We start from the raw sequence: 17,807 nt of genomic DNA on the forward strand, positions 1-17,807 counted from the left end.
TACGCCAGCCCACATGCACTAATTGTAAACGGCTTACGCCATAAAGTCGTTACAAAAAATCGTAACAATATGTGCGAAAAATGAAACCTTTGACAAAATCGACAGCTTTTTTTGCATTTAGCCGCAATAAGCTGGAAAATAATTGCTGTTGTTTGTTTTTTTCAGGGAATAAATTTTGTCACCCTTGCTGTTAGCCATTATTTTCGTCCTTGTTGGACTGGTTTTACTCATCTGGAGCGCAGACCGTTTTGTGTTCGGTGCATCTTCTGTTGCACGCACAGCGGGGATATCGCCAATGATTATTGGTTTGACTATCGTCGCCATGGGGTCCTCTGCACCAGAAATGTTAGTGTCAGCCAGCGCAGCGTGGCAAGGCCGGCTCGATACATCAGTAGGCAATGCCCTTGGCTCAAACATCACTAACATTTTACTGGTTATTGGCGCAGCAGCTCTGCTAAAGCCCATCGCAGTATCGTCATTGACCCTTAAAAGAGAGTACCCGTTATTGGTGCTGTGCTCGTTAATTGGTTGTTACTTTATCAGTGATAACAGCTTAACCCGAGCTGAAGGCATATTACTGCTTGGCGCCTTCGTTAGTTTTTTATGTCTGTTAGTTTATTGGGGGAAACACGCCCGCGCAGATGACCCTTTAATCGCAGAGATTAATGAAGACATCCCCGAGCCAGTATCGTTAATCCGTGCACTATTATGGGTGGGTATTGGCTTGGTGTTATTATTGGCAAGTTCGCAACTACTGGTCCATGGTGCGGTAACCATCGCCCGCTATGCCGGCATGAGCGATCTGATTATCGGTTTAACTATCATTGCTATTGGCACCAGCTTACCGGAGCTTGCAGCAAGTATTATCGGCATTCTAAAAGGTGAAGATGATTTAGCACTGGGTAATATTATTGGTTCAAACATCTTTAATATTTTAGCCGTATTAGGGCTTGGCGCAGTAATTGGGCCGGATCAACTGGATCCAATGGCGGCAAGCCGGGACAGCCTGGTAATGATCGCTGCAACCGTCATTATGCTAATAATGTCAGTTCGCTTGGGTAAAACACAACGTATTAATCGCACAGAAGGTGCACTATTGTTATGTAGCTTTGTTGGTTATCAATACCTGCTCTTCACCGCTTTGGCTTAATAATGTCTGGACTCTAATATGATGATTGACTTTCGTATCCGCGCTGCAGAAGTGCTGAAAATTGAAGCTGAAGCTGTAGCACAACTACACCAATACCTTGATGATGATTTTAATCAAGCTTGCCAGCTAATTTTCGACAGCAAAGGTAAAACCATAGTAACAGGCATGGGAAAGTCCGGGCATATAGGTAACAAAATTGCTGCAACGTTAGCTTCCACAGGTACGCCCGCGTTTTTTGTTCACCCTGGTGAAGCCAGTCACGGTGATCTTGGCATGTTATCTGGCGACGATGTTGTTATTGCGATCTCAAACTCGGGTGAAACGGCAGAAGTACTCACAATTATCCCGGTGATAAAGCGTTTAGGCATTAAACTCATTGCCATGACAAGCAATGCCAAATCAACACTGGCTAAACTTGCTGATGCTCACCTGTGTGTAAAAGTAGAACAAGAAGCCTGCCCACTGGGACTCGCACCTACAGCAAGTACCACAGCAACATTGGCAATGGGCGATGCGTTAGCCGTTGCACTGCTAGACGCCAGAGGTTTTTCAGCGGATGATTTTGCCTTATCGCATCCCGGAGGCAGTCTGGGACGCAAACTCTTGCTGCGCTTGGAAGACATTATGCACACTGGTGAACAGGTGCCGGTTGTACCGCAAGCTGCCACCATTAAAGATGCCTTACTGGAAATATCAAAAAAAGGTTTAGGTATGACTGCTGTTGTAAATGCTAACGGCATCTTAGTTGGTATTTTCACTGACGGCGATTTACGCCGTATTCTTGATAAACGTTTTGATATTCATAGCAACACCATTGACGAAGTCATGACTAGCCACTGCATAACTGCAAAGCCAGAAATGCTGGCAGCAGAGGCCTTGCAAATCATGCAGCAAAAGAAAATTAACGGCATGATAATCGTAAATGCCGCAGCCCATCCGATTGGCGCGATGAACATGCATGATTTACTACGAGCAGGGGTGCTGTAGATGTCATTGTTTAATGAGTTATATCATCCGGTATCTGACGATATATGCGCTAAAGCCAGCGCTATCAGGTTGTTAATTTGTGATGTCGACGGCGTGTTCTCTGACGGTCGTATTTATTTGGGCAATAACGGCGAAGAATTAAAAGCTTTCCATACTAGAGATGGCTTTGGTATTAAAGCATTACGCCAAGCGGGTATAGAAGTTGCCATTATCACTGGGCGCAATTCAGCTATAGTACAACAGCGTATGACGTCATTAACCGTGCCCTACATTTATCAGGGACAGGAGAACAAGTTGGGTGCATTTGCTGAATTGCAGCAGCAACTGCAACTTAAACCCGAACACATTGCCTATATTGGCGACGACTTAGCAGATTGGACAGTTATGCAACATTGCGGTTTAGCAGTAGCAGTAAACGATGCCCATCCTTACTTAATAAAACATGCCCATTTTGTCACTAGTATCGCAGGCGGGCATGGTGCCGTGCGTGAGCTGGCAGATTTGCTACTGATAAGCCAAAATAAATTTGGTTTATTTGACGGTAGTAGTTCATGAGAAAACTACTTATTTTTGTCGTCCTACTGTTAACAGGCACTGCAGCATACCTGTGGTTTCAACCAACTGACGATTCAGACTCTTTGCAAACCGATCAGGAGCTATTACCTGATTACGTTGCACAAAACATTACGCGCCGGCTGTTTGATGTCGAAGGCTACCTCGTTGACACCGTAAGCGCTGAACGCCTTGAGCATTTTGAGCTACTTGGATTTACTCAGTTTGAAAAGCCTGTATATACGCTGTATAACAACCAACACCAACCTAGCTGGCAAGCCAGCAGTCAGTATGCAGTATGGTTTCCACAAGACAAGGTTATTCTGGAGCAACAAGTGAGTATCGATAGCCTGGAGCCTAACGAACTGATAGAGCGAATCGAGACGGAAAGACTTGAAATGTTGTTTCCTGATAACAAATTGAAGAATAATCAACCCGTGTTGATTCAAGGGAAAGGCTTTTATATTAAAGGTAGCGGTATTGACGCCGATTTAAGCCAAAAAACTTTTCAATTATTACAGCACGAGCACACGGTATATCAAAATGAAGACTAACCTTATTGTCGTTTTATTTCTTACCAGCATGTCGGTGTTTGCCGCTGAGCCGGACTATGCACAGAAAATCCAAATTGATGCAGATAATCTGGTTTCAATTGCAGAAAACGTAGCAACCTATCGTAGCAACGTATTGATCACTCAGGGATCAATGCAAATGAAAGCTGATCAACTAGAAATAAATGCCAGTGCAGGTAAAGGCAAAGAAGTTTATGTTGCAATTGGCACCCCGGTGCGTTATTCACAGCTTCTTGCCGATGGAAAACCGGTTACTGCATCAGCGGCGGAAATGCGCTATGAACCCTCGAGTCGTACGCTAACATTGACCGGCGATGCAGAACTAACGCAAAGTGGTAGCGTGGTAAAAGCATCGGTCATCAGATATAACGTCGAAAAGCAACAGCTTAGCGCTGAGAGTAACGAGACCAAGCGTGTAACAACAATTTTCACGCCTGAGGAAAAAACTAATCCATGAAGTTAATCGCATCACATTTGGCGAAAAGCTATAAAGGGCGCCAGGTTGTTAAAGATGTCAGCCTGGAAGTTAACGCGGGGCAAATTGTCGGTTTACTGGGGCCCAATGGCGCGGGTAAAACCACTACGTTTTACATGATTGTCGGCCTGGTACCTTCAGATAAAGGCAGTATAAGTCTGAATGATAAAGACATTACATTCGACCCGATTCATACCCGCGCCCGACAAGGTATTGGTTACTTACCGCAAGAAAGTTCGATTTTTCGCAAACTAACTGTGCACGACAATTTACTTGCGATCTTACAAACCCGTAAAGACCTCAGCCGCACCCAACGTGAAGAAATCGCGGATGACCTGTTAGAAGAGTTTCATATCGGTCATATTAAGCACAGCCTGGGCATGAGCTTGTCCGGTGGTGAACGTCGCCGTGTTGAAATAGCCAGAGCACTGGCTGCCAATCCAGCATTTATATTGTTAGATGAGCCTTTTGCCGGCGTTGACCCTATTTCAGTTTTAGATATAAAAAAAATTATCCAGCACCTTGGCCAACGGGGTATCGGCGTATTAATAACAGACCATAATGTACGCGAAACCCTTGATGTGTGCGAAATTGCCTATATTGTTAGTCATGGTGAGCTCATTGCAGCTGGCCCACCACAAGACGTACTGGCAAATCAAAAGGTTCGCGATGTATACCTCGGTGAGCAATTCAGGCTATAGTTAGCCAAAATAACTCACAGCGTGTCATTCAGGAGAACGGTAGAAGTAGATGAAGCCCTCTTTGCAACTTCGCTTAAGACAGCAGCTAACCATGACGCCACAATTACAGCAGGCTATACGCCTACTGCAATTGTCGACGATTGAGTTGCAACAAGAAATTCAGGAAGCACTGGATGCTAATCCATTGCTTGAAGCAGAAGACGAATACGATAGCTTTTCTGCCGACCCCAAAGACACCAAAGACAACGCAGAACATAACACTGCAGACAATGACAGCTCTGGTGACGATAACCATTCTGACGACAGCTACGAGCCCAACGAACCAGACAGCAGCGATTCCATGACTGAGCAGAATATCCAGGAGGATTTACCTCTGGATAATAACTGGGACGATTTAGTAAGTGCAGCTCCAGTGAGCGCTGGAAGCGGCTCTGGCGAAGATGATATGGTGTATCAGGGAGAAACCAGTGAAACGTTGCAAGATTATTTGCGCTGGCAAATGCAACTAACACCATTTTCAGATACCGACCTTGCCATCGCACAAATTATTATTGAAGCTATTGATGACAATGGCTTGCTAACCATCAGTTGTGACGACATTCTTGAATCACTTGGGCTTGACGATATAGAAGCCGATGAAGTTGAAGCCGTCATAAAACGCATTCAACTTTTTGACCCTGTAGGTGTAGGCGCTCGTTCGGTACAGGAATGTTTGCTGGTTCAGCTGCGTCAATTTGCCCCGGATACCCCGTTTTTGGAGGAAGCACGGAGTATGATTCGGGATCATACAGAATTTTTAGCCAATCGTGACTTTCGTTCTCTCATGCGTGTGACTAAACTCAAAGAAGATGAGTTAAAGGAAGTGATGCGGCTAATACATAGCCTGAACCCACGACCTGGCGCTGACGTCATCCGTGAAGAACAACAATACGTTGTTCCTGATGTCAGTGTCATTAAAGTAAAAGGGCGTTGGCAGGTTGAACTAAACCCTGACGCTATGCCCAAAGTTCGAATAAATCAGCAATATGCTGCAATGTCGCGAACTGCTAAGAACAGTGCAGACACCCAATTTATCCGTTCTCATCTGCAAGAAGCGAAGTGGTTTCTAAAAAGTCTGGAAAGTCGGAATGAAACACTGTTAAAAGTGGCTAATTGCATCGTGCAACAGCAACAAGCGTTTTTTGAACACGGCGAAGAAGCGATGAAACCGATGGTGCTTAACGACGTTGCAGAGATGGTTGGAATGCACGAATCCACCATATCTCGAGTAACGACGCAAAAGTATATGCACACACCAAGAGGAATTTTTGAACTTAAATTCTTCTTTTCCAGTCATGTTAGTACTGAGAGCGGTGGCGAATGTTCCTCCACTGCAATTCGCGCATTTATTAAAAAATTAGTGGCGGCAGAGAATCCGGCCAAACCGTTAAGTGATAGTAAAATGGCCGAGATTCTGTTGGAGCAAGGTATTAACGTAGCACGGCGTACCATAGCCAAGTATCGTGAGTCCTTGTATATCCCACCGTCAAATCAACGCAAGACCTTGCTGTAAATAAGCCTAAAAGAAGGAATATGTCTATGCAAATCAATCTAACTGGTCGCCATGTTGAAATCACCACAGCCTTAAAACAATACGTAGACAATAAATTTGCCAAACTAGAACGACACTTTGATCATATAAACAATGTACATGTGATCTTAAACGTGGAAAAATTAAAGCAGATTGCTGAAGCCAAACTGCATTTAACCGGTGGTGAAGTCTTCGCAATATCTGAAGATGAAAATATGTATGCCGCGATAGACCAGCTGATAGATAAACTAGATCGCCAGGTTATCAAGCATAAAGAGAAAATTTCCCGACACTGATTAGAAGATGATGAACTTAACTTCAATGCTTGCCGAGAACTGCACTAAAAGTGCAGTTCTTTTTAACAGCAAAAAACGCATTCTTGAATACATTGCTGAACTGGCGCACCAACAACTTCCAGAAATGTCAGAGTACAGTATTCTAGAAGCCCTGATGACACGAGAAAAACTGGGTTCAACCGGTATCGGGGGAGGTATAGCCATACCACATGGCAAACTAAAATGCGTAACAAAGCCAATATTAGTGTTTGTCGTCAGTAAAGAAGCCATCCCATTTGATGCTATTGATAATCAACCGGTTGATATATTCTGCGCTATTATGATCCCAGAAGAGCAATGTCAGGCGCATTTGAGCACACTGGCAGGTATAGCCAAGTTACTCAGCCAAAAAGAATTAACTAAAAAAATTCGTCATGCTGACACTAACAGCCAGTTATATCAGCTACTCATGGAATACAGTGCTTTGGAAACTGAAAAATGAAACTTTTGGTTGTCAGTGGTCGTTCCGGTTCGGGTAAGTCAGTCGCACTGCGTGTAATGGAAGACCTTGGCTACTACTGTGTTGATAATATTCCGGTAAATTTATTACCTACGTTGGCAACAACCGTGATGGGGCAGTACGAGCGAGTTGCAGTGAGTATAGATGTACGCAATTTGCCACAAGACCCTGACGAGCTGGCGGAAATTTTGTCTTACCTGCCACGTAAGTTGGACTTAACCATTCTGTACCTTGATGCCGATCACGCTAGTCTGATAAAGCGCTTTAGTGAAACCCGCCGCTTGCATCCGCTGTCGCATCAGGCGATGTCGTTAGACGAAGCTATATCACAAGAACAGCAATTATTAGACCCGATATCCAGCCGCGCTGACTTATATATCGATACCACAGATTTGAACGTGCATCAGCTAGCAGAGCAGCTGCGTGAGCGTATTTTAGGACAGAAGTCTGGCCGCTTAGTGATTTTATTTGAATCTTTCGGCTTTAAATATGGTATTCCCAAAGATGCAGATTTTGTATTTGACGCGCGTTTTCTGCCTAACCCACATTGGGAGCCTGATTTAAAACCATTAACCGGACTAGACCAACCAGTAAAAGACTATCTGGCATCTGAGCCTGTAGTAGCAAAATATATATGGCAAATTAATAGTTTTATTAGTACCTGGTTACCCCATTTAGAGCGGAACAACCGCAGTTACCTTACTATTGCAATCGGTTGTACCGGCGGACAACACCGTTCAGTATATATGGCTGAAAGTTTGGCAGAAAGTTACCGCAGCTCGCGTGATGATGTTCAAATTCGCCATCGTGAACTCGTACGCCATCACCACAAGACAGATACTGTATGAAATGCACTGAAACCGTCACAATAGTTAATCAGCTTGGATTGCATGCCCGTGCTGCAACCAAATTAGCACAACTGTGCCAAAAATTTTCATGCAGTATTGAACTGGTACAAGAAGAAAAAAGCGCAGACGCCAGCAGTGTGTTAGCACTATTAATGCTGGCCAGTAGCAAAGGCAAAACATTGCAAGTTTGCACCAACGGTGAGGACGCCGAGCAAGCACTCAGCGCGGTGGTGGATCTCATTAAAAACGGTTTTGACGAATCGTAAATACCCTTAAGGCATTTTCCTGTCGTGGGCTTTACGCTGAGCTGGCTCTATTGTCTCTAAACCCCGGGTTTTGCTAATCGCGGTTAACTTATGATGTAACGCCGTTTTAATTAGCATATGCGCACTGATAGGTGCGGTAATAAGCAGAAATATGGTAATTAACAGCTCATGGACACTCACTTCGCCGGTTAAACTGAAGAAAAAAATAGAACCGAGTAAAATCCCACCCATTCCCAGCGTTGTAGCCTTAGTAGGGCCGTGCAAACGCATAAAAAAATCTGGCATTCTGGTTAAACCAATAGAGCCAATCAATACAAAGCAGCCGCCTAGCAGTAAGAAGAACGCCACCGCCCATTCCATCCAATGTTGCATCAGTGTCTCCTATTCAATAATATCGCCACGTAGCAAAAACTTGCACACCGCTACGGTACTGACAAAGCCTAACATTGCGATAAGTAATGCTGCCTCAAAATACAGCGGCGATCCCATTAATAAGCCATAAAGAATAATCAAGGCAATGCTGTTTATATACATTGTATCCAGCGCTAGTATACGGTCAGGTAAGCTTGGGCCGCGCAATAAACGCCATAGATTAAGAAGTAACGCGATACTGATCATGGCGAATACCAACATAATCACCTTATCTAGCATTGAAAAATCTCCTTTAACGGCATTTCATACCGCTGCTTAATTGATTCAATCAGCTCATTTTCATCTGTTAAATTAAGCACATGAATTAACAGGTAGCGCTGAGGCATTGGCTCACCTTCAACAAATAACTCAGCACTTGGGTACACTTCTGCGCTCACCGTTCCTGGTGTCATAGATACGGTACTGGCTAATATAGTAATCGGCAAATTATGTTGTAAATCTAACGGCACCCGCACAAAAGCGGGGTTTAAACGCCTTTTCGGGCCTAAAATAAGCATAGACACCTGAATGTTGGCCGTCACAATATCGGCAATAACGAGCAGAATATAGCGTAGCGCTAATAATGGCCGCTCTATTAACGGTTGAGGTTCGCGAAAACGTAAAGTTAATAGCGGAATTAATAATGCCAGGATAACCCCAAAAAACAGATGTACGGCTTCAATACTCTGGTTTAGCAGCAACCAGACCATAAACAATAACAAACTACGAAATGGTGTTGGTAACCAACGATATTTAGGCGTTAACCTCATAGCCCATCTCCCACAATAGTTTGCGACCCAAGAATCGTGTTTATTGCCGTCTGGGTGTCGTACAACTGCACTGCCGCTTGCTGCGACAACTCCGTTAAAGGCCCCGCAAATATAACAAGCAATGGGCTGGCAACAAGCAACCAGCTTATAGCAAATACTTGTAGTGGTGCGGCTTTATCACCACCCGAGTCAGTGCCGCTAACCCGCCAAAATAATGTACTACCGGCACGAGACAAGCCAATAATCACTAATAAGCTACACAATAAAATGGTAGTCCATACTATAACCTGCTTCGCCGGATCCGTTACGGATTGTAGTAACATGAGCTTACCAATAAAGCCGGATAGTGGCGGTAAACCGGCAACCGACATCGCACCGAGCATAAACATGATGCCCAACATAATAGGCTGAGTAACACGGCGCCCTGATACCAGCCGGTCTGCTGCTTTGCCGCGCTGATTTGCAATAACATCAGCAATCAAAAATAGCGCAGCGGTAACCAAGGTTGAATGCACACTGTAATACAATACGGCAGCAGCTGACTGTTCAGTTTGCAGTGCCACCAAACTTACCAGGGTGCCCACTGACACCAGCACTAAATTGGCCACCAACTTACGAAAATCGTGGCTAGCCATCACACCTATCGCGCCTAGCACAATTGTCGCCAACCCTGCAGGTAATAACCAATCATTGGCCATACCGCTGAGTTCACCAGCATCCGCTCCAAATATAGTGGTATATACACGCAACAGCGCATAAACACCTATTTTGGTCATTACTGCAAATAAAGCCGCTACCGGAGCGGAAGCTGCAGAATAGGTTGCAGGCAGCCAGAACTGCAGGGGCAGTACCGCGGCTTTTAAAGCAAACACAATCATTAACATCAAGCCGCCGGATTTAACCAACATCTGATCTTCTGCAGGCAAGGTGGCCACTTTCTGTGCCATATCAACAATATTCAATGTACCTAAGGTGCCGTACAACACTGCCAACGCAAAGAGAAAGATGGCCGAACCGGTAAGATTTAACACCACATAATGCACTGCCGCTTTGGTTTTATTTTTACCACCGGCATGAATTAACAAGGCATAGGATGCAATCAACAGCACCTCAAAAAACACGAATAAATTAAATAAGTCTCCGGTAAGAAAGGCACCATTTATGCCCATTACCTGAAACTGAAACAAAGGGTGGAAAAAGGAGCCCTTCTCATCTTCTCCGGCACTACCATAGCAAATCGCACCAAAAGCCAGGAAGGCGGTTAAACACACCAACACGACTGACAAATTATCAGCCACTAAAATAATACCAAAGGGCGCTTGCCAATCGCCCACAGCGTAGTGAATAAAGCCCGCTTGCTGCACCTGTAGTAGTAACAGTACTGCCAATACCAGCTGCAACGCACTGGATACCATACTAACCCATCTGCGACGAGACGGAGAATAATGCACCGGAGGCAGCATAATGATTAATGCGGTTAACATCGGCAGTACTACGGGCAACATAATTAAATGCCACATCAGCGACTCTCCCTCTTAGCTGCGCCCATGTTAGGCAGTTTTCCATCAACATGATCGTTGCCAAGATCTGCCCGTGCCCTGATAGCCAGAATCACCAGAAATGCAGTCATGGCAAAACCAATAACAATGGCAGTTAGCACAAGTGCCTGAGGCAATGGATCTGCGTAGTGTTCTGTGCTGCCAAGCACGACTGCACCACGCAACGTCAAACGACCCGAGGCAAAAATAAACAAGTTAACAGCATACGACAGCATGGTTAACCCCAACATTACCGGAAAGGTTCGTCCTCGTAGCATCAGAAAAATGCCGCAGAAGGTGAGAAAGCCTATACAGCAGGCAAACAATGTTTCCATTAAATCGTTTCCTTATGTACTGGCCGGTGTGCGGTAGTCATTTTGCCCAAATTGGCCAAAATTAATAGCGTAGAGCCAACAACGGTGACATAGACACCCAAATCAAATGCTATAGCGCTTGCCAGTTCTATTTTACCCAGCACAGGTATCGAAAAATAATCAAACCATGATGTAAGAAATGGTCGGCCAAACAACCAGCTTGCGACACCGGTAGCCAGTGCAATCAGCAAACCAATAGCAACAACTCGTTGATATTCAACATTCATTCGCTCTTTAACCCAATCCACACCGTGAGCAATGTATTGCAAAATAATCGCAACCGCAGTCACCAAACCGGCAATAAAACCGCCACCGGGCAAGTTGTGCCCCCGGAAGAAAATATAAATAGACACCATTACAGCCAAGGGGAGTAAGCTTTGCGAAACGGTAGAAAGTAATAAAGAGTGCCTCTCAACAGCCCAGGGCCTGCCCTCTCCGTCACTGCTAGGTTTAAACAGAGGAATACGGGTTAGAAGTTTAAAAATACCTAACGAGGCTATACCTAATACGGCTATTTCACCCATAGTATCAAAGCCGCGGAAATCAACCAGAATAACATTGACCACATTTGTACCACCGCCACCGGTTTTGGCATTAGCAATAAAGAAGTCTGAGATGCTAGTAAATGGCCGCGTCATTAACGCATAACTCAAGCTGCCAACAACAACACCTACCATACTGGCTATACTTAAATCTCTTACCACTCTTGAGGATTCAGATTGTTTAGGTGTTTTGTGCGGTAAGAAAAATAGCGCCAGCATCAGTAATATAATCGTCACCACTTCCACTGAAAGCTGGGTCAGCGCCAAATCTGGAGCGGAGAATCGGGTAAAGGCAATTGATACCATTAGGCCTACCACTGAAATCATCAGCAATGCAATAACCCGCTTACGATGCCAAACAACAGTCGCAAAGGCAGCAATAAGTAACATTATTGCCCCGGTTGCATTTACCGCATCAATGGGTAACTCCTCCCTACCCCCCCACAAGGTTGTAAGGTGGGTAAGCGGCAAACCGGCCAGCAATACAAAACTCAGCAATACCAATGTCATGTAGCGCTGAAGCGAACCATTATCTAACCACTGATAAAGCCTGTCGCAACGTGCCGCAAACTGTTTTACGCCACGCTCAAAGCTGTTAAGAGCATCAACTTCAGGCAAGGTATTTTGAAAATCAAACAAATGTTTGCGATTAACGTAAATCAAGGTTCCGGCCAGTAATGCGGCCACACTCATCAACAACGGCAGGTTAAAGCCATGCCATATAGCCAGGCTATACTCCGGTACTTTAGCGGGCAACACCGCCAGTGACGCAGCATGCAGCAAATCACCAATAATATAACCGGGGAAAATGCCCACCAAAATACACAGTGCTACCAGTATTTCTACTGGCACGCGCATATAGCGCGGCGGTTCATGCGGCGTCTTAGTTAGCCCTTTGGGCTGGCCATTGAAAAACACGTCGTGAATAAAACGCATTGAATAAGCCACAGAAAATATGGCCGCAATTGTCGCCAATACTGGGATCACCCATGACAATGAACCCAACAAATGCTGGTGTAGCGTCTCAGCAAAAAACATTTCCTTCGACAAAAAACCATTTAGCAACGGTACGCCAGCCATGGCTGCCGCGGCAACCATGGCCAGCGTGGCAGTAATGGGCATAAATTGCCACAAACCGTTTAGTTTACGCATGTCTCGCGAACCGGATTCATGATCAATAATACCCGCCGCCATAAATAATGACGCCTTAAAAGTGGCGTGATTAATAATATGAAACAAGCCAGCAACGGCAGCCAAATCAGTGCCCATACCAAATAGCAACGTAATAAGACCCAGATGACTAATAGTTGAGTACGCCAGCAAGCCTTTCAAATCGTGCTTAAATAGTGCCAGATAAGCGCCTATTAATAAGGTTGCCAAACCCGTAACACTCACCAGAATAAACCATAGTTCCGTGCCGGATAATGCCGGGTAAAATCGCGCCAGCAAGAAAATACCGGCTTTAACCATTGTAGCCGAATGTAAGTAAGCACTTACCGGCGTAGGAGCTGCCATCGCATTAGGTAACCAAAAATGAAACGGAAATTGCGCCGACTTGGTAAAACAGCCCAGTAAAAATAAAACCAGCAGTAACGGGTACAAACTATGCTGCTTAATCAGCTCGCCACTATTAAGCACCTGCTGCAAATCATAACTACCTACTATCTGACCAATAAGCAAAAAGGCAGCCAACAGTGCCAAACCGCCGGCCCCTGTTACCGTTAGTGCCATTCGGGCACCACGACGCGCTTCCGCTTTATGCCACCAAAAGCTAATAAGTAAAAAAGAACTGATGCTGGTTAATTCCCAAAACAGCCATAGTTGCAACAAATTCCCCGAGAGTACTATGCCCAGCATCGCCGTCATAAACAGCATCAAATAGGCATAAAACCGTGGCATGGAATCACGCTCAGACAGGTAGTAACGTGCATACAGGATAATTAACAGGCCAATGCCCAAAATCAACAAACTGAACAAAAATGCCAAACCGTCCAGCACTATGGTGATGTCTAGCCCAAGTTGCGGAACCCAGGAAGCAAAGAAACGTAAACTTTCGCCAGCAAAAACCTGCTGTCCGTGCAGCAACAGCAACATTAACGCCAAGGCGGGAGGGATGGCGGAAGCCAGTGCGCAGGCGCTCCTATTCCAACGTGCAGTAAACACGGGAACCAAGCTTCCCAGCAGTGGCAAAAGTAAAATCCACAAGAGTGTCATAGCTGGCGCGCTTCCTTTTTCTAATTAACCAGACTGATATTGCTAACGGCCACACCAATTTTACAGATTAAGTTATTGATATCCATAAAAAGTTGAATAGGTGTAGAAGATAGGCTGCCTTTACAACATCTGGCAGGTTGAAATATCAGCATGTCGGTTTTAATGTCATTATTTATAACGTTATCTCCACGAAATGTCTATCAAAGCTGGCAGCAGAAGCCTAAAGCCGTTACAACTTAAAGCATAAGTAACAGCCAACAAGAGGAACTACCATGCAAACCCGCACAGAACAAGACAGTATGGGCAAACTTAATGTGCCAATTGACGCACTTTACCAGGCTCAGACCCAGCGCGCGGTGCAGAATTTTCGCATAAGTGGCCAAACGCTACCCGTCGATTTTATTCAGGCATTGTTACAAATAAAAAAAGCGGCGGCAGAAACTAATCTGCAGCTGGGCTTAGTAGATGCTGACATTAGTACGGCAATTTGTCAGGCGGCAGATCAACAATTAAGTGAGCTTGCCAAACCGCAACCCAGCCTACGGCACTTCCCAATAGACGTGTTTCAAACCGGTTCAGGCACCAGCACAAATATGAATGTCAACGAAGTGCTCGCCACACTGGCCAGTAAGGCATTAGGAAAGGAAATTAGTCCAAATGATCATGTTAATCTGGGGCAAAGTAGCAACGATACGATTCCCAGCGCGATACACATCAGCGCAGCACTGGCAGTGCAGCAACAATTACTGCCTTCACTACAACAACTCCAGCAACAATTAGTTGAGAAAGCGCAGCAAATTGGTCATCTGGTGAAAACAGGCCGCACCCATTTAATGGATGCAATGCCGGTAAACTTTTCCCAAATATTAGGCGGCTGGCAAGCACAGTTGCATCAAGCAGAACAACAGCTCAAGCAACAATTGTCGTTCCTGCAAGCACTAGCACAAGGAGGCACGGCGGTGGGTACCGGTATCAATGCCGATCCGGCATTTGCTGCCACCTTTTGCAAACAGTTAAGCCACAACACCGGCTTAGCTTTTAGCCCAGCCGCTAATTTTTTTGCTGCTATTGGCTCGCAAGACACCGCCGTATCTGTGTCAGGCGCATTAAAAACTCTCGCAGTATGCCTAATGAAAATGAGTAACGACTTGCGCTGGATGAACTCAGGGCCTTTAGCCGGATTAGGTGAAATTTCGCTGCCAGCATTACAGCCAGGCTCTTCAATTATGCCGGGAAAAGTAAACCCGGTGATCCCAGAAGCCGTTGCCATGGTCTGTGCACAGGTTATTGGCAACGATTGCTGCATTACTGTTGCAGGTCAATCTGGCAACTTTGAATTGAATGTCATGCTACCGCTTATTGCCCAAAACCTTTTACATAGTATTCGTTTACTGGCAAATGGCTGCACCGCACTTAGCGAGCAGGCTATTAAAGATTTTACCGTGCAGGAAGATAACATCAGTAAACCGCTGGCATTGAACCCCATTTTAGTAACCGCACTGAACCCACTTATTGGCTACGCAAAAGCCGCCGAGATTGCCAAACAAGCTAATCAACAACAGCGGCCAGTGCTAGATGTAGCATTAGAACATACGAGCTACAGCCGCAAAGAACTGATGTCACTGCTGGATCCTGCCAAACTATGCCAGGGCGGCAATTCGGCTTAAACGCTGAATGAACAAAATTAGCATAATCAAGGTACCACAGCATGTAGCACTTCAAGAAACAGGACTCTATTGGGTGTACGTTTTAAAAACACTTTACATTGCTATGTCTTGAATATTCAATATAGAAGGACATTCGTTAATTTTTCAATAAATATTCATTGCAAACAACCCTTAATTTATCGCTATAATGCGTCCCTTGCGTTACATACGAATAACAAAAAAGGAAGTTGTACAATGGAAAACTCAGTTAGCAATGACGCAGCATCTGCTGAAAACAAACCTCAGCGTGCCAGTAAAGTCGTATTTTCCGGTCAAGGCGGAGAATTCTTTGGCATCTGGATTGTTAATTTGCTGCTTAGCATAGTGACATTGGGTATTTATAGCGCTTGGGCGACAGTGCGTACCCGGCAGTACTTTTATGGCCATACGCAAATAGAAAAACAGCCGTTTCGCTACCTGGCCTCCCCAATGCAAATTTTAAAAGGCCGTATTATTGCCATTGTTATTTTTGCATTATTCTTTGCCATTTCTTACCTATCGCCCGTCATGGCTGTAGTACTGGCAATCCTGTTTATGTTTGTATCGCCCTGGCTGGTGGTGCAAAGCCTAAAGTTTAATTTACGCATGACCAGTTACCGTAATGTGCGTTTTGCATTTCACGGAGATTACCTGGGTGCCTTTAAGTATTTCATACTGTTGCCAATATTGTCTGTTTTCACTTTATATTTGGCATTGCCATGGGCATTAAAAAAAATCGATCACTACATCTGTAGCAATACCAGTTTCGGTGGCAAGAAAATGCAGGTAACAACTGACACCAGCTCTTACTATATTGCTGCATTAGTCGCTGCTGCTATTGTGTTTGGCGTGATGACCGTTGTAGCCATTATCGGTGTGGTACTCGGAATTTTGATGGCCGTAACCGACAGTGGTAATGCTTCAGCTGCGGCGTTAATGACATCCGTCGCCGTGTTTGTAGCATACTTTTTCGCTTTTACGTTAAGCGGGGCTATTTACCATTGCATGATTCGTAATCATCTGTTTGAGCGCACAGAGTTGCCTGGCATTGCCAAATTTAAATCTAAGATGGAAGTGTTACCTTTCCTGATGCTGACGTTAACTAACCTTGTTGCAATAGTCTTGACGCTAGGCTTGGCTTATCCGTGGGCTAAAGTGCGTAAAGCACGTTATTTGGCCTCGGTAACTTCACTGATTATCTATCCTCAGATAGATACCTTAGTTGATGAACAGCAAAGCGAAAATAGCGCATTTGGCGAAGAAGCTGCCGGCCTGTTTGACGTTGATGTGTCAATAGCCTAATGAACACCGTGGCTAACGTTACTGGCCAGTATCAACATGCGGGCAGCAGCACTTTGTATGCTGCTGTTGCGGTCATTAACGACCAGCAACAACTGCAGATATGCTGTCAGCAATCGGGTGATGTGTTGTCTGAGTCTGCGGCAGCTGACTACCGTTACGGTACCATAATACCGGGCTTGCCGGTTGAACTTCGTTTACGTGACGGTGCCGTTTTTTTACCTGACGATGCCCATTTTCGCTGGCCCTCTCAAGCCAGATCTTCCGGTTGGGCGGCCAGGTTAGAAAGCCATAAATTGTCTATCGTTGCGGCGGTGTTACTGTCGCCGCTTTTGCTATGGTGGATAATTTTCGACCTAATGCCAATAATGGCCAGTGCAGCCGTGCCCCTGGTTCCTGATAGCGTTAAGCAGCAAATGGGTAAACAAACCTTTTATACTTTGCAAAAAACAACGCTAAAACCGACAGAGCTATCCGCCAGTGCACAAGCAACTGTGCATTACCACTGGCAAATGGCGCTGCAAAAACTGCCATTAACAAATAAAAACTACCAGCTGCATTTGTACAAGTCAGACTTCTTTGGTGCAAATGCGTTTGCTCTGCCAGATGGCACTGTGGTGATGACCGATGACCTTGTTATCCTGTTACAAAACAACCCAGATGCTATTTTGGCGGTGCTGTTGCATGAAATGGGACACGTTGAAGGCCAGCACAGTGTGCGAATGGTCGCGCAATCGCTCGGTGCGACATTGGTTATTGGCATTTTGTTTGGTAGCCCGGACGGCGTAGCAGATTTACTGTTAGGTTCAGGTACGGCGCTATTACAAAATGCGTTTTCTCGCGATATGGAACGAGAAGCTGATAATTTTTCCCTAACACAACTGCAGGTACTGGGTAAATCACCGAAAGCTTTTGCCGATGCGATGTCAGCATTACTGGAAGCCAGCAGTGCTGACGCCAGCACGTCAAATCAGCTGCTTAAATATCTAAGCACTCATCCGGATACAGCAGAACGGATTAAGCTCGCGACCGACTTGCAACAGTAACATCTTGCTTTT

20 protein-coding genes are annotated in these 17,807 nt (G+C 45.2%); 14 read left to right on the forward strand and 6 right to left on the reverse strand.

Features of this window, described 5'->3' with window-relative positions; translation table 11 throughout:
• The first annotated feature begins 175 nt into the window (after positions 1-175).
• From H595_RS0103510 to H595_RS0103560, 11 genes are read left to right on the forward strand one after another with little or no spacing between them, the layout of a single operon-like run.
• Positions 176-1,150, forward strand: a complete 975-nt coding sequence (locus tag H595_RS0103510) for a calcium/sodium antiporter (protein ID WP_205623165.1) — start codon at positions 176-178, stop codon at positions 1,148-1,150.
• Between the two features lie 18 nt (positions 1,151-1,168).
• The gene (locus tag H595_RS0103515; protein ID WP_027669949.1) at positions 1,169-2,137 is read left to right on the forward strand and encodes a KpsF/GutQ family sugar-phosphate isomerase; all 969 of its coding nucleotides are present in this window, start codon (positions 1,169-1,171) and stop codon (positions 2,135-2,137) included.
• A complete protein-coding gene (gene kdsC / locus H595_RS0103520; RefSeq protein WP_027669950.1) occupies positions 2,138-2,692 on the forward strand; it encodes a 3-deoxy-manno-octulosonate-8-phosphatase KdsC in 555 nt (184 codons plus the stop codon).
• Positions 2,689-3,243, forward strand: coding sequence for an LPS export ABC transporter periplasmic protein LptC (gene lptC, locus H595_RS0103525; protein WP_027669951.1), 555 nt, complete (start codon positions 2,689-2,691; stop codon positions 3,241-3,243). Before kdsC ends, lptC begins: the two co-directional genes overlap by 4 nt.
• The gene (lptA, locus tag H595_RS0103530) at positions 3,233-3,718 is read left to right on the forward strand and encodes a lipopolysaccharide transport periplasmic protein LptA (protein ID WP_027669952.1); all 486 of its coding nucleotides are present in this window, start codon (positions 3,233-3,235) and stop codon (positions 3,716-3,718) included. The genes lptC and lptA overlap by 11 nt, the downstream gene beginning before the upstream one ends.
• Positions 3,715-4,437: an LPS export ABC transporter ATP-binding protein gene (gene lptB / locus H595_RS0103535; protein WP_027669953.1), complete on the forward strand. Its 723-nt coding sequence runs from the start codon at positions 3,715-3,717 to the stop codon at positions 4,435-4,437. The genes lptA and lptB overlap by 4 nt, the downstream gene beginning before the upstream one ends.
• Positions 4,438-4,486: 49 nt before the next feature.
• Positions 4,487-5,989: an RNA polymerase factor sigma-54 gene (locus H595_RS0103540; RefSeq protein ID WP_027669954.1), complete on the forward strand. Its 1,503-nt coding sequence runs from the start codon at positions 4,487-4,489 to the stop codon at positions 5,987-5,989.
• Between the two features lie 26 nt (positions 5,990-6,015).
• Positions 6,016-6,303, forward strand: coding sequence for a ribosome hibernation promoting factor (gene hpf, locus H595_RS0103545; protein ID WP_027669955.1), 288 nt, complete (start codon positions 6,016-6,018; stop codon positions 6,301-6,303).
• Between the two features lie 7 nt (positions 6,304-6,310).
• Complete coding sequence (gene ptsN / locus H595_RS0103550; RefSeq protein ID WP_027669956.1) at positions 6,311-6,784, forward strand: PTS IIA-like nitrogen regulatory protein PtsN; 474 nt, start codon at positions 6,311-6,313, stop codon at positions 6,782-6,784.
• Positions 6,781-7,650, forward strand: coding sequence for an RNase adapter RapZ (rapZ, locus tag H595_RS0103555; protein ID WP_027669957.1), 870 nt, complete (start codon positions 6,781-6,783; stop codon positions 7,648-7,650). The genes ptsN and rapZ overlap by 4 nt, the downstream gene beginning before the upstream one ends.
• Entirely contained in the window at positions 7,647-7,916 is a 270-nt protein-coding gene (locus H595_RS0103560) for an HPr family phosphocarrier protein (protein WP_027669958.1), read from the forward strand. Before rapZ ends, H595_RS0103560 begins: the two co-directional genes overlap by 4 nt.
• A gap of 6 nt (positions 7,917-7,922) precedes the next feature.
• Here H595_RS0103560 and H595_RS0103565 read toward each other — a convergent pair whose 3' ends face one another.
• The 6 genes from H595_RS0103565 to H595_RS0103590 are packed head-to-tail and all read right to left on the reverse strand — an operon-like array spanning position 7,923 to position 13,765.
• Complete coding sequence (locus tag H595_RS0103565) at positions 7,923-8,288, reverse strand: Na+/H+ antiporter subunit G (RefSeq protein ID WP_027669959.1); 366 nt, start codon at positions 8,286-8,288, stop codon at positions 7,923-7,925.
• Positions 8,289-8,297: 9 nt separating this feature from the next.
• Entirely contained in the window at positions 8,298-8,567 is a 270-nt protein-coding gene (locus H595_RS0103570) for a K+/H+ antiporter subunit F (protein WP_027669960.1), read from the reverse strand.
• Entirely contained in the window at positions 8,561-9,097 is a 537-nt protein-coding gene (locus tag H595_RS0103575) for a Na+/H+ antiporter subunit E (RefSeq protein WP_027669961.1), read from the reverse strand. The genes H595_RS0103570 and H595_RS0103575 overlap by 7 nt, the downstream gene beginning before the upstream one ends.
• On the reverse strand, positions 9,094-10,617 hold the full coding sequence (locus tag H595_RS0103580) for a monovalent cation/H+ antiporter subunit D (RefSeq protein WP_037053568.1): 1,524 nt from the start codon (positions 10,615-10,617) through the stop codon (positions 9,094-9,096). Before H595_RS0103580 ends, H595_RS0103575 begins: the two co-directional genes overlap by 4 nt.
• Positions 10,617-10,970, reverse strand: coding sequence for a Na+/H+ antiporter subunit C (locus H595_RS0103585; protein WP_027669963.1), 354 nt, complete (start codon positions 10,968-10,970; stop codon positions 10,617-10,619). Before H595_RS0103585 ends, H595_RS0103580 begins: the two co-directional genes overlap by 1 nt.
• A complete protein-coding gene (locus tag H595_RS0103590; protein WP_027669964.1) occupies positions 10,970-13,765 on the reverse strand; it encodes a monovalent cation/H+ antiporter subunit A in 2,796 nt (931 codons plus the stop codon). The genes H595_RS0103585 and H595_RS0103590 overlap by 1 nt, the downstream gene beginning before the upstream one ends.
• A 272-nt stretch (positions 13,766-14,037) precedes the next feature.
• Here H595_RS0103590 and H595_RS0103595 point away from each other — a divergent pair, with 272 nt between their 5' ends.
• The 3 genes from H595_RS0103595 to H595_RS0103605 all read left to right on the forward strand — a co-directional run bounded on the left by H595_RS0103595 (position 14,038) and on the right by H595_RS0103605 (position 17,795).
• Positions 14,038-15,432: a class II fumarate hydratase gene (locus H595_RS0103595; RefSeq protein WP_027669965.1), complete on the forward strand. Its 1,395-nt coding sequence runs from the start codon at positions 14,038-14,040 to the stop codon at positions 15,430-15,432.
• Between the two features lie 234 nt (positions 15,433-15,666).
• Positions 15,667-16,752: a YjgN family protein gene (locus H595_RS0103600; protein ID WP_027669966.1), complete on the forward strand. Its 1,086-nt coding sequence runs from the start codon at positions 15,667-15,669 to the stop codon at positions 16,750-16,752.
• A gap of 8 nt (positions 16,753-16,760) precedes the next feature.
• Complete coding sequence (locus H595_RS0103605) at positions 16,761-17,795, forward strand: M48 family metallopeptidase (RefSeq protein WP_037053608.1); 1,035 nt, start codon at positions 16,761-16,763, stop codon at positions 17,793-17,795.
• The last annotated feature ends 12 nt before the right edge of the window (positions 17,796-17,807 follow it).

This window comes from Rheinheimera baltica DSM 14885, from assembly GCF_000425345.1.
GTDB classification, from domain to species: domain Bacteria; phylum Pseudomonadota; class Gammaproteobacteria; order Enterobacterales; family Alteromonadaceae; genus Alishewanella; species Alishewanella baltica.